This is a genomic window from Methanobacteriaceae archaeon, assembly GCA_030656015.1.
In the GTDB taxonomy this organism is placed as follows: Archaea; Methanobacteriota; Methanobacteria; order Methanobacteriales; family Methanobacteriaceae; genus UBA349.
This window is the reverse complement of record JAUSNX010000001.1, coordinates 208,224-224,491: the sequence shown is the minus strand read 5'-3', so window position 1 is coordinate 224,491 and position 16,268 is coordinate 208,224. Positions and strand designations below refer to the sequence as shown.

The 16,268-nt window shown below is 33.3% G+C and carries 15 protein-coding genes and 1 pseudogene; 8 read left to right on the top strand and 8 right to left on the bottom strand.

Translation table 11 applies throughout. The annotated features are described in order from the left end of the window. Positions 1-51 precede the first annotated feature (51 nt). Positions 52-1,362, bottom strand: coding sequence for a histidine--tRNA ligase (gene hisS / locus Q7I96_01030; GenBank protein ID MDO9626192.1), 1,311 nt, complete (start codon positions 1,360-1,362; stop codon positions 52-54). A gap of 307 nt (positions 1,363-1,669) precedes the next feature. After that, a complete protein-coding gene (locus Q7I96_01025; GenBank protein ID MDO9626191.1) occupies positions 1,670-2,332 on the bottom strand; it encodes an RNA ligase partner protein in 663 nt (220 codons plus the stop codon). A 418-nt stretch (positions 2,333-2,750) separates the two neighbouring features. Between Q7I96_01025 and Q7I96_01020 the strand changes: the two genes are divergently transcribed. Next, positions 2,751-3,593, top strand: coding sequence for a shikimate dehydrogenase (locus Q7I96_01020; GenBank protein ID MDO9626190.1), 843 nt, complete (start codon positions 2,751-2,753; stop codon positions 3,591-3,593). 47 nt (positions 3,594-3,640) lie between these two features. On the opposite strand, the gene Q7I96_01015 is transcribed toward Q7I96_01020, so the two are convergent. Next, positions 3,641-4,114: a GNAT family N-acetyltransferase gene (locus tag Q7I96_01015; GenBank protein ID MDO9626189.1), complete on the bottom strand. Its 474-nt coding sequence runs from the start codon at positions 4,112-4,114 to the stop codon at positions 3,641-3,643. 100 nt (positions 4,115-4,214) lie between these two features. Further along, a complete protein-coding gene (locus tag Q7I96_01010) occupies positions 4,215-4,922 on the bottom strand; it encodes a HEAT repeat domain-containing protein (GenBank protein MDO9626188.1) in 708 nt (235 codons plus the stop codon). A gap of 432 nt (positions 4,923-5,354) precedes the next feature. Here Q7I96_01010 and Q7I96_01005 point away from each other — a divergent pair, with 432 nt between their 5' ends. Further along, positions 5,355-6,317, top strand: coding sequence for a replication factor C small subunit (locus tag Q7I96_01005; GenBank protein ID MDO9626187.1), 963 nt, complete (start codon positions 5,355-5,357; stop codon positions 6,315-6,317). Between the two features lie 112 nt (positions 6,318-6,429). After that, positions 6,430-7,986, top strand: a complete 1,557-nt coding sequence (locus Q7I96_01000; GenBank protein ID MDO9626186.1) for a replication factor C large subunit — start codon at positions 6,430-6,432, stop codon at positions 7,984-7,986. A 164-nt stretch (positions 7,987-8,150) separates the two neighbouring features. On the opposite strand, the gene Q7I96_00995 is transcribed toward Q7I96_01000, so the two are convergent. Then, positions 8,151-10,013: a glutamate synthase-related protein gene (locus tag Q7I96_00995; protein MDO9626185.1), complete on the bottom strand. Its 1,863-nt coding sequence runs from the start codon at positions 10,011-10,013 to the stop codon at positions 8,151-8,153. Positions 10,014-10,024: 11 nt separating this feature from the next. Next, the gene (locus Q7I96_00990; protein MDO9626184.1) at positions 10,025-10,693 is read right to left on the bottom strand and encodes a tributyrin esterase; all 669 of its coding nucleotides are present in this window, start codon (positions 10,691-10,693) and stop codon (positions 10,025-10,027) included. Positions 10,694-10,899: 206 nt separating this feature from the next. Between Q7I96_00990 and Q7I96_00985 the strand changes: the two genes are divergently transcribed. Further along, the gene (locus Q7I96_00985) at positions 10,900-11,448 is read left to right on the top strand and encodes an ArsR family transcriptional regulator (protein MDO9626183.1); all 549 of its coding nucleotides are present in this window, start codon (positions 10,900-10,902) and stop codon (positions 11,446-11,448) included. A gap of 67 nt (positions 11,449-11,515) precedes the next feature. Here the strand turns inward: Q7I96_00985 and Q7I96_00980 are convergent, their stop codons facing one another. Continuing rightward, positions 11,516-11,737 carry a hypothetical protein gene (locus Q7I96_00980; GenBank protein ID MDO9626182.1) on the bottom strand — a complete coding sequence of 74 codons (222 nt, stop codon included), beginning with the start codon at positions 11,735-11,737 and terminating at the stop codon, positions 11,516-11,518. Positions 11,738-11,960: 223 nt separating this feature from the next. On the opposite strand from Q7I96_00980, the gene Q7I96_00975 reads away from it, so the two are divergent. Then, positions 11,961-12,371: a hypothetical protein gene (locus tag Q7I96_00975; GenBank protein ID MDO9626181.1), complete on the top strand. Its 411-nt coding sequence runs from the start codon at positions 11,961-11,963 to the stop codon at positions 12,369-12,371. A gap of 104 nt (positions 12,372-12,475) precedes the next feature. Here the strand turns inward: Q7I96_00975 and Q7I96_00970 are convergent, their stop codons facing one another. Continuing rightward, on the bottom strand, positions 12,476-13,159 hold the full coding sequence (locus tag Q7I96_00970; protein MDO9626180.1) for an ATPase: 684 nt from the start codon (positions 13,157-13,159) through the stop codon (positions 12,476-12,478). A gap of 205 nt (positions 13,160-13,364) precedes the next feature. Between Q7I96_00970 and Q7I96_00965 the strand changes: the two genes are divergently transcribed. The 3 genes and pseudogenes from Q7I96_00965 (at position 13,365) to Q7I96_00955 (ending at position 16,172) form a co-directional block, all read left to right on the top strand. After that, positions 13,365-14,303 (top strand): hypothetical protein, encoded by a 939-nt coding sequence (locus Q7I96_00965; GenBank protein MDO9626179.1) that lies wholly within the window; start codon positions 13,365-13,367, stop codon positions 14,301-14,303. Between the two features lie 134 nt (positions 14,304-14,437). Beyond that, positions 14,438-15,044 (top strand): annotated as a pseudogene (locus Q7I96_00960) (DedA family protein). Positions 15,045-15,212: 168 nt separating this feature from the next. Further along, positions 15,213-16,172, top strand: coding sequence for a zinc metalloprotease HtpX (locus Q7I96_00955; GenBank protein MDO9626178.1), 960 nt, complete (start codon positions 15,213-15,215; stop codon positions 16,170-16,172). Positions 16,173-16,268 lie beyond the last annotated feature (96 nt).

The following is a 16,268-nucleotide window of genomic DNA, read 5'->3' as shown; positions in this document are numbered from 1 at the left end:
CAATTAACTTTTTATTTACAGTAACTATCAACAGTAACTATTTATTCTGAGTTAGAGTGTTTTTGAAATGTGTTCAACTATATTTTCTACTAGGATAAACTCTTGATTTCCGGTTTCCATGTCTTTAAGAGTTATATTTCCTTCTAAAAGATCCCTTTCTCCCACCAATATTACATATCTGGCTTTTAAGTGGTTGGCAAAGGAAAGAATTTTTTTGAATTTTCGTCGGCCCAAATCAACTTCAGTGGAAATACCTGCACTTCTGAGTTTTTGTGCAATTTCAAATGATTTTGATCTAGTTGCATCAGATATTGGTGCTACAAATACATCTGTAGCTCCATTAGTGGTAGAAACTTTTTCCTCAAACATAAGAGCATTCATTAAACGATCAAATCCAAAGGCAAACCCAGTTGACTCTATTTTTTCCCCGCCAAATGTTTCAATAATGTTGTAGGTTCCCCCACCACAAATTTGTTTCTGTGCTCCTAATTGTGGGACGTAAACTTCAAAAACCATTCCGGAGTAATAGTCTAAACCTCTGGCAATTCCTAAATTGATTACTACATTGTTATTTTCTTTATCTCCAATGTTATCAATTCCAAAATCATTTAATGTATTTAAAAGGGCTGAGAATTCTTCAAGGGCTTCTAAAACAAGTTTTTTATCAGAAATTTGTTCTCTGACTTTATCTAATACTTCTGAGCCGCCTTTCATATCAATAATCATTAAAAGGATACCAGTGGTCTTATCATCCATTTCTATTTTATGGAGATAATTTTGAAGACCATATTCGTCTCCTTTATCAATTAAAGCCATTATTTGATCTTGATCTGTTCCTTCTACCTGGGCCTCTTTTAATAGTCCCCTTAAAATTCCTAAATGGCCCACATGGATTTCATATCCTTCCAGGCCAAGTTCTTCTAATGATTGAGATGCCAGGGCAATGACTTCTGCATCAGCTTCCGGGGTTTTCCCTCCAATCATTTCGCAACCAAACTGCCAGAACTGACGATATCTTCCTTTTTGCGGCCTTTCGTATCGAAAACAGCTTCCATAATAATACATTTTAATGGGTTTTGGAGATTTTTGCATTTCATTCATGAAAACACGAGCTACAGGGGCTGTGATTTCAGGGCGAAGTGTCAGTTCCCTTTCACTTTTGTCTTTAAAGTTGTAAAGTTGATCTACAATTTCCTCTCCAGATTTCTTGGTAAAAAGTGATAAATCTTCAAATAAAGGAGTTTTTATCTCCTGATAAGCATAAGTTTCAAAAACCTTCTTTAAAGTAGATTCTACTTGTTTTCGTTGTTTCATTTCTTCAAAGAGGAAATCTCTTGTTCCTCGCGGTTTTGATAATTCCATTAAATTCTTCCTCCAGAGGATAAATTTGATAAGTTTATTAAATTTAATTATTTTATAATATTTTTTTTAATTTTATTCTTTTAATACAATAAACAATTTGAACTTAAAAGAATATAATGATTTAGCTGTTTAATGGGATATAAATTTCTGTAGGAAAATATTTAGCAATAAATAATGGCTTTAATAGATTAATATAGTCTGGAATTAGGGATATTGTACCCAAACTTCACAATCATCCTTAAAATAAACTTATTATTAATTTATTGAATAGAATATTAATTAATTTAAATGAATAATCAGTATTTGATTACTCATAATATTTTAAATATTCTTTTAACATTTTAGGAAATGAATTAGCATTTAAAAATCTAAGTCCCAATCTTTCGGCCCAGACCCTAATTCCATCATCAGCAGCCACTACACCAGCACCTAATTCCTTAGCTAGAAGCAGTACATCAAGATCGGGGGCACTGTCCAGAGTTCCTTTTCTAAGTGCAGCCCGGTATTTTTTTCGGAAGTCTTTTATGGCTTTTCCAATGATTTCCATTTCTATTTTGTTCTTTTCTTCCCCACGAGAGGTCATTACCATGGATTCCATTGCTGCTTCCCATATTGCTGTTTCAGAAGTTTTCATTCCTTTATTCATCCTCTCTCTCATGTCCTGTACATATTCAAAGAAAATTTCTGAGGGAATCTGAGTATCATATCTATTAGGAGTTTTTTTAACAATCCATGTTTCGGCCTTTACCATCACTTCTTCAGGACATTCATAGCGGGCCATGTAATCTGAAAACTCTTTATAAGTTACTGGGGGCATGTGGCAACTGATATTGAGTTTTATTCTGGACCTGGCCAGTAAATCTAGCATTACATCAACTGATTTTGTCAAATCACCATTTCCCATGTCATCTCTTAATACATTATCTGTAAAAGCAGTTGTATCCAGAACAAATCTCTGTTTTGCAAGCAAAATTTCACACTCCCCTAAAGTTCCCCTAAAACATATTAATTTTTATAATCTGGTCTAGATCAAATAGGTGCATTGACTCTAACTAAACCAAAATATCCATATGGGATTAGTTTATAATCAATATTTACTAAGATTAACTCAATTAGTATTTGATTTCAAATTTATTTAAGTTCTAACACTAATTTTATCTAAAAATAGATTAATATAATTAATGGTACTCTAATTAATGATGGGACTTTTAAAATATGGGTTAATAAATATTTTTATACAATTATTTTAGAAAATCAACTAAAATAGACAGATTAAGTAGAATAATTATAAAAATTATAAACTAATATTAATTATAATTAATTAGGGGATTAATCTGATAATTAGTTAATTATAATTAAATCTAGGACTAATTGGAGAATGGGAAGATATGATAACTGGAAAAACTAATATTGTGGGTTTAATTGGCGATCCTGTAGAACACAGCATGTCCCCACCAATGCATAATGCCGCTTTTGAATATTTGGGACTGGATTTTGCTTATGTTCCCTTCAATGTTAAAACTACTGCGCTAGGTGAAGCTATTAAATGCGCTAGTGCTCTGGGAATCAAAGGCCTCAATGTAACCATTCCTCATAAAACCAATGTCCTGGAATTTTTAGATGTGGTAGATAATCCTGCAGAACTAATTGGAGCAGTCAATACTATTAAATTTGTCAATGGTAAGATTATTGGGTATAATACTGATGGTATTGGTGCTGTAAGGGCATTGGAAGAAGTTGTTCAGGTGAAAAATAAAAAAGTGGTTTTGGCGGGAGCTGGTGGAGCGGCCCGGGCAGTGACTTTCCAATTAATTCTTTCAGGAATTGAAAGCATTACTATAATTAATAGAACTCTTGAAAAAGCTTTAAAATTAAAAAATGAAATTGAATCTAAGATTGATTCAAATATATTCTATGGTAATTTAGAAATTTTAGAAAAAGAAATTTCAAAGGCAGATATATTAATTAACACCACACCCATTGGTATGTATCCACATACTAATGATAAACCTCTGGCCAATGCAAGTATGATGCATTCTGATCTGGTGGTTAATGACCTGGTTTATAATCCTATGGAAACTGTTCTTTTAAAGGAAGCTGAAAAGGCAGGGGCTAAAAGTGTTTCTGGATTAAAGATGTTACTTTATCAAGGCGCAGAGGCATTTAAAATATGGACTGGCCAAGAACCCCCAGTAGATATTATGGAAAAAACATTACTTGCTTTATTATAATTATTATTTCAAAAAATCATTTTTAAAGATTTATTATAGTTTTAAAGTCATAAATACATCTGCATCCGAATCATATCTTTACATTGGATACCATTTTCATATATTTCTTCTTTATAGTGGTGTTTGATAAAAAAATCAGAGTCTACCCCTACAATCCGAAAACCACATTTTTGGTATAAAGCTATTTGATTTATTCCACAATTTCCAGTTCCAATTTCGATGATTCGGGTTTCCACTTTCATGGCCATAGATATAACATAATTTATTAGTTGTTTACCAATTCCTTTTTTCTGAAATTCTTCTCTAACGGCAATGTTTACAATTTCCAAAGTCTTTGGTCTGGTGGGCATTATAACAATTATCCCTACCACATTGCCACTTTTTTTCGCCACATATAGTTGGCTACGGCCAAGATAATCATTTAACATCTCTTTAGAAGAATCTCCTAATAATAACAACTCATAAATGTTATTATCTATTTCTTCAATCTCAATCTCTTCAATCTGAATTTTAAGTGTCATTGAATAATCCTTTTTATTATTTTTATTATTATATAAAATTCTAATTTTTTAAAAAACTGATGATACTGATAAAAAAAGTTAATTTTAAGTTTAATTATAATTATGACTTATTTTTTATTTTAATTTCTTTTATGGCCTTTTCAAGTGCAATCTCAAATCCATGAGATTCTCCATTTGAATTTTCGAGGGCTTCTTGAAGATAAGGAAGTGCTTCTTCGTCACCTATTGTTCCCAGGGCATTGGTAGCATTTACTCGGACAAAATAACTCTCATCATTTAATGAATTAACCAGTGCTTTCACGGCCACATTATCTCCAATTTTACCCAGAGAAGTTACGGTACAGGCCCTTAATAAATAATCTTCCTCTCCTAAAATTTCAGTTAATGGTATGACTGCTTTTGCATCCCCTAAACTGCCCAAGGCATCTACCACTTCACATTTAACATTCAAAGTACCGTCTTTTAAGGCTTCAATTATAGGTTCAACGGCTCTTTTATCTCCAATTGCGCCCAGAGCCAAGGCCGCTGTTTCTCTAACATGCCAGTAACTATCTTTCAACATTCCAATAATTGGATCAAGTGCCTTTTTATTTCCAATTCGGCCCAGTGAAAGAGTAGCTGCCTTACGAACAGGCCAGTAATCATCATTTAAACAGTTGATTAAGGAATCAACAGATTCTTCGGATTTAACATCTCCTAGAATATATGCTGCCTTTTCTCTGATTCGATTATCTTCATCCAGTGCTTTTATGAGGCCACTAACATCTTTTTCGTCCCTCATTTTTTCCAGATCTTCTATGGAAATCATGGTATTTTCTCTTATAGCTTATTTAATTAATTATTATTTAATTTTCAATAATAAAGTTTTTCTGTTTATTTTTAAGGCCAATACATTGCTTTTAAACAAATGTGTTGATTCATGTCTTTATGGAACTATGAAAATTAATTTTTAGTAAAATACAAAGTAAATATGATATAGATCATAGTTATTGAAAATAATTTTCAACTAAAGCATATAATTAATAAGTCCCTAAACAAATTAAAATAAGAATAAAATTATTTAAAAATAAGTTTTTTATAAATAAATATAATAAAATTGATTAGTACTATAAAATATATTATAACTCTAAATCTTATTTAATAGATTAATACTCTTTTTAATGAGTTATTAACTAATAAATTGTTGAATTGATGTATATTAAATTAATTGACATATATTAAAATTATTAACGGTGATTTCATGAGTGGACCATGGGTAGAAAAATATAGGCCAGGCAATCTGGATGAAATTGTAGGTCAAGAACATATTGTTGACAGGCTTAAAAGATATGTAGAAGAAAAAAGCATGCCTAATCTCATGTTTACTGGACCTGCAGGTGTGGGAAAGACAACCACTTCATTGGCACTAGCAAAATCAGTTTTAGGAGAATACTGGAGACAGAATTTTTTAGAACTCAATGCATCTGATGCCAGGGGAATTGACACAGTAAGGACCCATATTAAACATTTCTGTCGATTAAAACCAGTGGGAGCCCCTTTCAGGATAATTTTCCTGGATGAAGTGGACAATATGACTAAAGACGCCCAACACGCTCTTAGGCGAGAAATGGAGATGTACACCAAGACCGCTTCATTTATATTGTCATGTAATTATTCTTCTAAGATAATTGATCCGATACAGTCCCGTTGCGCTATTTTCCGCTTTGCACCGGTGAAAGGCCATCATATAATTAAACGTCTGGAATACATTGCCACCCAGGAAAATTTAGAATATGATCTCCAAGCCATTGAAACCATAGTCTATTTTGCAGAAGGGGATGTGCGTAAGGCTATAAATATTTTACAATCTTCAGCTTCTATAGATGAAAAAATAACTGAAGAAAGTATCTATGATGTGGTATCTAAGGCCCGACCAAAAGACGTTCGTAAAATGGTCACCGTAGCTTTAAATGGAGATTTCATGGGTGCCCGGGATACATTAAGGGAAATCATGGTTTTACAGGGAACTAGTGGCGAAGATATGGTAAATCAGATTTATCAGGACGTTTCTAGAATGGCTATGGACGATACCATTGACAAGGAAGTTTATATATACTTAATTGAAGCCATTGGAGAAACTGATTTTAGAATCAGAGAGGGAGCTAATCCACGTATACAATTGGAAGCTCTTTTGACTAAATTTTTAGCCAAATCAAAGGTTTAAGACTCAATTATTTAAATTAATAAAAATTTGAAATTTTAAAAACTTGGAATTAAAATTTTAATATAATTTTAAAGAATTATATTAAATATATGCTCTCAAGAGGACAGATTAAATGATATGGACGGAAAAATATCGACCTCAAAGTTTTGATCAAGTTATTGGCAATGCCAAGGCCAAAAAAGAGATTAAGGAATGGGTTGATGGCTGGCATAAAGGCGAACCACAGCAATGCTTGCTTCTAGTTGGTCCGCCAGGCACAGGAAAAACCACCATGGCCCATGTAATAGCCAATGAATTTTCAGATTCAGTGGAACTCAATGCCAGTGACAAGCGTTCCTATGATATTATAATGAATACTGTGGGTGAAGCTTCTGCCACCAGGTCTCTTTATAACCAGGGATTAAAACTCATAGTTCTGGATGAAGTTGATGGAATCCATGGAAATGATGATAGGGGTGGAACAAGGGCCATTGGAAAGATTATCAAGGATGGAAAACATCCACTTATTTTAGCGGCTAATGATTTCTATAGTAAGCGTCTTAAAACCATTAAAACCAAGTGCCAGGTTATTAAGATGCAGAAAGTGCATACCAATTCTATAGCTGCTTTCTTAAAAAAGATTTGTCATAAGGAAGGGGTTAAATTTGATGATGATGTCATAAAAGAACTGGCCAAACGTTCCAGTGGTGATATGAGATCGGCTATAAATGATCTGGAAGTTATGGCCCAGGGAAAGGACCAAATTACCATGGAAGATATAGCTGTGGTAGGTATCAAGGACGCTACTTCCAATATTTTTGATTCAGTTAGAATTGTTCTAAAAAGTAAAACATTGAAGAAGGTAAAACAGGCCATGCGCCTGAATGAAGATCCAACATTAGTAATGGAAATTATTGCTGAAAATATTCCAAGGGAATATGAAAAACCCCATGAAATCCAAAAAGCTTATGAAATGATTTCCCAGGCAGATTTATATTTTGGAAGAGCTATATCCAGCCGTAATTATACTTACTGGAGATATGCTTCAGATTTAATGGGTTTAGGGGTGGCTTTATCCAAGGATGAAACTTATCGTAAGTTTGCCAGATACACGGGATCCTCATCATTCGCTCTGCTTGGCAGAACCCGTTCTAAGAGGGATATGCGTGATAAAGTGGCCTCAAAAATGGCAGAAAAACTTCATGTTTCTAATCAAGTGGCCATTGCTCAATTTCCTTTTATGGAGATAATGTTTACCAATGATGAAGTGGCCTATGAGATTTCCACTTATTTGGGACTGGAAGACGATGAGATAAAGCTTTTCCGTAGTAAAAAGATTCCTAAAAAAATTGCTAAAAAAGTAAATGCTGAGAAGTTAGCTAAGAAAAAGGCTGAAGATCAGGTCCCAGATATATCTGAAGGAGGAGAATCTTCTCTCTTTTCAAGTATTTCACCACCAGCTAAAGCGGAATATTCCTCTAAAAAAGTTGATATTGATAAAATAAAGTCTGAAAAGAAGGTAGTTTCTAAAGATGAAAGCAAGGCTAAAAAACAAGCCAAAAATGATTCAGAAAAAGATAAAAAATCTTCTAAATCCAAGGCTAAAAAGGTAAATAATAATGAAGAAGAAGAAGATAAAAATGCCAAAGAAGAGGATAAAGGAAAGCAAACTTCTCTTTTCAATTTTTAATCTTTTTTTTTATTTAAATAGATTTTAATTTTTTAAAAAAAATTCTAAAAAAATATTATAATTCCAAGTGAATTATAAATATATTTTCAATCTATATTTATTTCTAAAAAAATTTAAAAAATAGAATAATTAGATTTATTGAAAAAATAAATAATTAATTTATATTAATTTCCAATAAGTCTTAAACCAGTTATGGCAGCAGCATTAATATCTAATGCTCTTAAATCATCTGTAGAGAATTTTCTTATATCATCGTGACCAGTTAGCTGGGCTAACATCTTGGTTTCTTCAGTCATGGATTTAATATAATTAGCAACTCTCATAGCAGATAAATCTAAATCCATTCTTTCTCTCAGGATTGGGTCCTGGGTAGCCACTCCTACGGGACATTTACCAGTGTAACACATACGACACGCACGACATCCCATGGCAATCATGGCTCCGGTTCCAATATAAGCTGCATCAGCACCCATAGCCATTGCCTTGGCCACATCTGCACCGCTACGAATACCACCAGTAATAATGAGATCTACTTCGTCTTTTAAACCGATTTCTTTTAGGCCATTCACCGCCTGTACCAGTGAAGCCATGGTAGGAACACCAGTATGTTCTATAACTACTTCGGGAGCAGCACCAGTTCCTCCTTCCATTCCGTCCACGGATATTATGTCTGCACCGGCCTCGGCCGCAATCTTAACATCTTCATCAACTCTACCGGGACCTAATTTAACAATTATAGGAACTCTCCAGTCTGTAACTTCTCTTAATAGTTCAATGTGTTTAGCAAGGTCTCCTTCGCGAGTAGCATCTAAAAACCGGGCAGGGCTCAGAGCATCAGTTCCCAAGGGTATTCCTCTTATTTCAGCCACTTCTTGACTGACCTTTTCTGCTAAAAGATGCCCACCCATTCCAGGCTTAGCACCCTGTCCAATTTTAACTTCAATGGCATCTGAAACATTCAAATAGTCTGAAGAAACACCAAAACGTCCTGAAGAATATTGTACCACTAAATTTTCAGCCATTTCTCTTTCTTCTGGTAGCATTCCACCTTCACCGGTATTGGCACAGGATCCAACCATGGAGCTACCCTTGGCCATGGCCAGTTTACTTTCTTTACTCAGAGCACCAAATGACATACCTGCAATTAAAACAGGAGTTTGTAAAGTTAATGGCTCTTCTGCATACCTGGTACCTAGTACGACCTGGGTGTTGCACGCTTCCCGATACTTGTCAACTGGAGCTATTGATGCCTGGGCAGGTAATATGATGATATCATCAAAGTTAGGGAGTTTCCTTTCGGTACCAAATCCTCTCAAAACATACTTCCCTGCCTTGGAAGTGTATCGGATGTCTGCTATGGTTCTTGGATCCCATATGCTACCGGCACCGGTGGGAATTAAAACTGGACAGGAGGCCAGACAGGAATTACACATAATACATAGGTTTTTATTTATTTCCGGCTGTCCATCAATTACTTTTATGGCATCAGTGGGACATACTATTTCACAAGTACCACAGAAAACACAAAGACCCTGGGTCGCTGCTGAAAGATCGGATGATGTTGAATTTGAATTAAAAGAATTATTTGAGGTAGTGGGACTTAATTCAAAACCTTTTTGTATGCCCGTTGCAAATTCCTTAACATCAACTGCTTCCAAACACCCGCTTTCACACGCACTAACGCAGGCGGGAGTATCATTAGAATCATTAACGCACTGTTGATCGCATTTAAGCATACCACTTTCTGTGTAAGTTATTCCTCCAATAGGACACATTAACATGCATATCTTACAACCAGCACATGATTCCTGATTTAGTTTAACTATACCATTTTCCCGACTAATTGAATCTTTAAAACATCCTCTTGCACAGGCAGGATCCACGCACTGTTGACAAACAATAGCTGAATAACCTTCACTCCTTTTATTTAAAAATAATGCGCTGGCACCATTTACCTTTTCGCACGCTTCTATACAATCTTTACACCCATCACATTTTTTAGGGTCAGTTAATAATATTTGTACCATTTAAATCCCTCTTATCCATAGAACGGTCTTATTTCCTGGTGTTCTATTTTTTTGAAAGTCTCTATTGGTGCTTCAATACCATAATTTTGGAATATGTTTTGAAGCTTTTTTTTATCGGAATTTTCCAGTACGCTGACCTCAGCATTAGTTCCTGTCTGGAAATCGCCACCTACATAAATGGTTCCTCCGATCATCCAGTCCCCAGTATCTTCCCCAGCATCACCAGTTACTATGATTTCACCACTAAGCATATAAAGCCCGGCTAATTTTCCTATGTTTCCGTCTATTACAATAGTGCCTCCTTTATTTAACTGGCCAATAGAATCTCCAGCATTACCCTTCACAACTATGGTTCCATTGTATGTACCAAATCCAACACCATCTTCGGCAGTACCATTGATAATAATTTCGCCACGGGTCATGTTATTGCCTACATAGCGTCCAGTTTTGCCTGAAATTTCTATTCTAGCACCATCATTCAATGCCCCAACAAAATCTCCGAATTCACCTTTTAATTTAAAATTAGATTCTTCTCGTAAACCCACTACAATCGAATCTAGTTTTTGAGAATTTTCAATATAAAAAATCTTTTCATTTTCACTCAATCCTTTTTTAATCTTCTGATTAATCTTTCGAGTTGAAAGATCCGTTCCTGAGATAGTGATGTTTTTTGTCGTCATTTTATAATCCTCATTTAAAGATTAAATTTATTAAAAATATTTTCAGTGCGATTGGATTTAAAGGTACCTTATTTTAGATTTTCATAATAGACAAATCTATATTATAATGAGACAATAATTATTAGTAGAATAGGTGATTAATACTGATTTATTATAGATTATTTAACCTCAGTAACTCCAATGAAAAATAGGGTGCAATTGATACTATGAAAACATTAATAACTAATTTAAGGGGTCGCTGTTTATTTGATGTTTCTATGAAAACCCAAATCGACGGTTTAATATGTATACAGTCGCAAGAGCATAAAGATCAGTGTTTAGACAAGTTTATTAAGGGTGGGACTTTGAGAATTGAAACTCAAGATCCTATCGAAGCTTGCCAAAAAATAACTGATGTGATTAGGGGTGCAAAAAAGCATGGGGAAGTTTTTGTGGCATATGATTCCAATTTTACGGGTTCTTTATTAAGTTTCATTGCGAATAAAGAAGCTGTTGACGCTATATTTATTTGTTTTCAGGATAAATCTTTTCGATTGCCTGTTTTAAAACTTGATTTGTCCAATACTCGATTAAAAATTTTAGAAGTCCTGGATGAGGAGAGTCTAACGGCTATTTCCATTGGTAAAAAAGTAGGTATTTCCCGAGCCATGGTTTACAAGCACTTAAGTGGCCTCATGGAAATGGGATTAATAAAGCAGTCGCAGATGTTTGAAAAATATTCCATAACAAAATCAGGTAAAATGGTCATTATTTGATAATTAAAAAATAATAATGTAAAATAAATAATAAAATGTTAATTAACAAAATAACATATTAGGGGGTTCATTCTACAGGATATTCTACTCTAAGACGATAAGAAGCTTTTTCACTAAGTAAAACGGTACCCGGAACGAAAAAATCCTCAAATTTATCTACTTTTTTCTTTATGCATGGGTTTATATCCATTTTCTTAGAATATGATGCACATTCGTCTTCTTCTAAAATTCCCTTTTTTACTAGTGTAATGTATCTCATTTTTAATGTTTCTTCAGTAATCAGGCCCACATAATCACCATATTTTAATATATTCGAACTTCTATAAATACTATGTGCAGATATTCCTGTAAAACATATAATTATTTATATTATTAATTCCTTATGTATGAACAATGTTCAATCGAAATTCAGAAAAAATTTTTATTATTTAAGCTCCAATAACCCATATTATGTGGTATTGTTTCATTAAATTAGAGTTTTATTGTAATTTAAAAGCTTTAAAGGGATAAATATGAAAAAAATCAATTATTTAAACTCTAAATCTTTCAAACTACAGAATAATATAATAAAATCAGTTTCAGTTTACCTGCAACGTGAAGGATATAGAGTAACTGCCAAACATATCAATCATCCTAATGGATGTCCTAAAAATTTAAATGGGTTTGTCCCGGACATACATGCTATAAAAAACTTTGAAAATATTATTGTTGAAGTCCAGACATCTAAAAAAATGATTTTTCAAAATGAATTGAAAATGAAGAGGTTTAGTTATAGTGGTAATAGATTCTGGCTGGTCGTGCCACCAGAATGCTATGAAATAGCTCAAATGAGAAAAAAAGCATTTAATATTCCTGTGGAAATATATTGTAACGATATGAACCAGAATTTTTCCATAGAATCTGACAGAATCAATTCAAAATAGTATTTTAAACAAAAATAAATTTATTCCTTTTTTTCATTTCACATTTTTTTATCTATTATTTTTAATTTAATTTATCATTCAATATTCAATTTCATAAAAAATAATTATTCCTCAGCAACAAAACGGGCTGACTTCAAGATATTTTCCCTTACCTGGGGGACCACACCTTCCAAATACGTCAAAAAATCGTGGGCCAATTCATTTAATTCATTTTCTGAACAATTTTGTTGGTCTAACCAGTAACAAATCCATTCTTGAGGGATGTTTAGTAAAGGATAAATTATTTTGACCCGGTGTAGATTATGGAGTGAACTTTCTAATTCTACTTTTTTTCCATTAAATATCTGGTCAAGTACATTTTCCACTTCTTGATCCAGGGTGAGGGGTAGGGCCACTACATTAAAATCTTCTGTTATGTTCTCCAGTTTTTTTAAATCAAATTCCCTTTCAATTATTTCAATTCCATATTTTCTACTATATGGTTCTAAAATTGCAGAAAGGGCCATATCGCAGGGATTATTTGATTTGTTAATCATGACTTTTTCTCTAGGTTTTAAAGAGTCTCCCAGAACTTTAGAAGATCTGGAACATATTTTCTGGAAAATATTGGATCTTATAACTCTTAATTCAGGATAATTTTTTATAAATAATTCTTCTCTGGTTCGTGAAAATTTTGAAAATCTCAAATTATTTATAAGAATTTCGGGTGGCATTACACTTACAAAACGGGTATCTACACCAATTTTTTTTAAGAAACTCAAAATTTCCTTTTTTTCAGTGGCATTCATGGTGTTCGCTCTATCTCTTGGTATCCTGTTATATCTTTTATAATTTATTTTAAGTAATTTAGATTATTAATTTATGTAACTATGATAAAGCAAAATATTTTCTATTTTGAATTATTAATAATAATAATAATAATATATAACAATAAATAATTTAAAATTTATTTCCTCAATTTAAATCCATACCAATTAAAGATGGGGGATAATAATGCTCAATATTTTTGGCCGAAAAAAGGATTCAGATGAAAATATCTATGAAAATGTACTGGAAATAGAATTAAAAGAACCAGTGGACTGCCTTTGTGATTTCACCTATAATTTCTACTGGCAGCATCAGGGAGAAAAGATGAATCCTGATGAAAATGTTCCTGGAAATGACCATACCTTTCGTGAAGTTGTAGAACACCTTAAAAAAGGCCATAATATTAAAATCATGGGGGATGTGGGCCATAGATTTTGTTCCAGCATGGGGGTGAACCTCCAGTACTTTGGAGGGGATGGTAAGGATATTGAAGTGGGAAATGTTATTATAGATGGGAATGTTGATTCTAGAATGGGAATTAGCATGGCCCGAGGCAGTATTTATGTCAAAGGAAAAATAAAAGAGCCGATTGGTAATTTAATTGAACTAAAATCTGACTTAAAAGATTATAGAAAATTTAAGTCAATAACTGACATGGTAACCAATGGATTGAATGGTGAAAAACTAATTGGTGGGGAATTATCCAGAAAACGGCTTAGTATTGATGATGGAATAATTCGAGATACTGTTGGGGCCCGCTTAAATATTGATGCTGAGATTATTCACTATGGTAATGTTGATCTTTCCACCGGAATTCTCATGAGAAAAGGAGTGGTCAAAGTTAATGGAAATGCTGGAAAAAACACAGGGGCTCTTTTAAATGGTGGAACTGTGGTTATTAATGGAAAAAGTGACGATTTTTCAGCCATTGAAATGAAAAAAGGAACTCTGGTAATAAATGGAAATGCTGGAAAATTCATGGGTGCCCAAAAGAAAAATGGAGTTATTCTGGCCAAGAAAGGAAATCCTATTCCTCCCACGGAGCAAAAAAATCTGGAAGAATCAGATAAACAGCTTTTAATTTCTCTGGGTGTTAATCCTTCCGGGTTTCTTAAATTTGAGTAAAACTGGTTTGAATTGTTTTATCTAGAACAATTTAATTCTTTTTAGAAATTATTTATATTCATTTTTTTTCTCAGGTGGTAATTCTTGAATTTATAAAAAAACTTTTTATAGTTGAGATTGCTCTTATTAATAATATGATTAGTATTGTGGAATATTTGAGTGATTTGGCTATACATCTCATACAAGCCCTTGGTTACTGGGGTGTTTTTATTGGAATGACACTGAAAGTGCATGTATTCCTCTTCCTAGTGAAATAATAATGCCATTTGCAGGATATGTGGCCTGGAATGGCGAGATGACCTTATTGGAATTACTTTAGCTGGCGCATTTGGAAACCTGGTAGGTTCCTGGATTGCTTATTTCATTGGCCTAAAAGAAGGAAGGCCTTTACTGGAAAAATATGGAAAATATATTCTCATTAGCCATCATAAATTGGAATTGGCCGATAAGTGGTTTGAGAAATATGGTCATGAGGCAGTCTTAATTGGAAGATTACTACCTATCGTGAGGACTTTCATATCTTTACCTGCAGGTATTGCTGGAATGGACTTTAAAAAATTTACTATCTATACTTTTGTTGGTTGTCTACCATGGTGCTTTGCCCTAGCATATATTGGATACAGATTAGGCCCTAATTGGGATACTATTAGGGATATTTTCCATATGCTGGACTATGTGGTGGCTGCTGCGCTGGTGATTGTTTTCATTTATATTGTCTATAAATTGAGAAAAGAAGAATAGATTTAATTTAATGTATCCTATTGTGGAATTAACCTCTTAAACTAATAAATATTATTTTTTTATATATTCTTATCTTTTAATAACAAAAGGTTATATATATGTTCTAATGTATATTATATGAATTAAGTTTACAAATTAGTTATCATTTTCATGGAGGAAAAAACTAAAATGAAAAAAGTTAGTACATGGAAGCTACAATTAAGAATGATTTTGGCTATGATGATTTTTGGAATCATTATTTCTGTTTTAGTAACCATAGTTGGGGTTTTCTTAGGAATTACATATCCTGCATTTTACGCTGGATTCTTTTTATTACTGATTCTAGGTCAGTATCTTGCCGGGCCAAAACTGGTGGATTGGTCTATGAAGGTGCGTTATGTATCACCTGAAGAAGCACCTAATTTACATAGGATGATTGATGAACTGGCTATGAATGCTGGAATACCTAAACCAAAAGTTGGAATTTCCGAATTCATGATTCCTAACGCATTTGCCTTCGGTAGAAGACAAAAAGACGGCCGTGTCTGTGTTACACAAGGCCTTATCAATAAATTAAATGAAGGAGAACTAAAAGCAGTTTTAGGCCATGAAATAGCACATATTAAACACCGTGACATGATTGTCATGACTTTAATCAGTGCAATACCCGTAATTGCTTATTGGATAGCATTGAGCACTTTATTTAGTGGAGATAATGACAGTTATTCTTGGGTTATCGGTTTAGTTGGTCTGGCAGCTTACATCATAGGACAACTACTGGTGTTATTTGTCTCCCGTGTTAGAGAATACTATGCTGATCAGGAAAGTGTGGCCATTGGAAATGACCCTCATCAATTAGCCAGTGCATTATATAAATTGACTTATGAATCTGCCTCTGCCAGTAAAGAACAAATTAAAGAAGTTCAAGGATTCAAGGCCTTCTTTGTCAATGATGTATCGGATGCTGGAAACGAAATTCAAGAACTAAGTCAGCTTGATTTGGATATGGATGGCCATTTATCTCAGGACGAATTGGATAGGTTAAAATATGATAAAATAAACCTTAAAACTTCCAGTAAATTAATGGAATTACTTTCCACCCATCCTAATATGGTTAAAAGAGTTAAAAGATTGGCCGAAATGAGCTAATCTGTTTTTTTATTTTTTTTATAGTTTTTTTCTTTATTAATTAATGGATTTGATATTGATTTTTTGTTATAGTAAATTTTTACTTAGTTTAATTTA

Bases quoted from the DNA above. Each gene is read 5' to 3' on its own strand.
- Q7I96_01010 (MDO9626188.1), bottom strand. From the start codon at position 4,922: ATGATTTCCATAGAAGATCTGGAAAAAATGAGGGACGAAAAAGATGTT.
- Q7I96_00975 (MDO9626181.1), top strand. From the start codon at position 11,961: ATGAAAAAAATCAATTATTTAAACTCTAAATCTTTCAAACTACAGAAT.
- Q7I96_01005 (MDO9626187.1), top strand. From the start codon at position 5,355: ATGAGTGGACCATGGGTAGAAAAATATAGGCCAGGCAATCTGGATGAA.
- Q7I96_00955 (MDO9626178.1), top strand. From the start codon at position 15,213: ATGAAAAAAGTTAGTACATGGAAGCTACAATTAAGAATGATTTTGGCT.
- Q7I96_00990 (MDO9626184.1), bottom strand. From the start codon at position 10,693: ATGACGACAAAAAACATCACTATCTCAGGAACGGATCTTTCAACTCGA.
- Q7I96_00995 (MDO9626185.1), bottom strand. From the start codon at position 10,013: ATGGTACAAATATTATTAACTGACCCTAAAAAATGTGATGGGTGTAAA.
- hisS (MDO9626192.1), bottom strand. From the start codon at position 1,362: ATGGAATTATCAAAACCGCGAGGAACAAGAGATTTCCTCTTTGAAGAA.
- Q7I96_01020 (MDO9626190.1), top strand. From the start codon at position 2,751: ATGATAACTGGAAAAACTAATATTGTGGGTTTAATTGGCGATCCTGTA.
- Q7I96_00985 (MDO9626183.1), top strand. From the start codon at position 10,900: ATGAAAACATTAATAACTAATTTAAGGGGTCGCTGTTTATTTGATGTT.
- Q7I96_01000 (MDO9626186.1), top strand. From the start codon at position 6,430: ATGATATGGACGGAAAAATATCGACCTCAAAGTTTTGATCAAGTTATT.
- Q7I96_00965 (MDO9626179.1), top strand. From the start codon at position 13,365: ATGCTCAATATTTTTGGCCGAAAAAAGGATTCAGATGAAAATATCTAT.
- Q7I96_01015 (MDO9626189.1), bottom strand. From the start codon at position 4,114: ATGACACTTAAAATTCAGATTGAAGAGATTGAGATTGAAGAAATAGAT.
- Q7I96_00970 (MDO9626180.1), bottom strand. From the start codon at position 13,159: ATGAATGCCACTGAAAAAAAGGAAATTTTGAGTTTCTTAAAAAAAATT.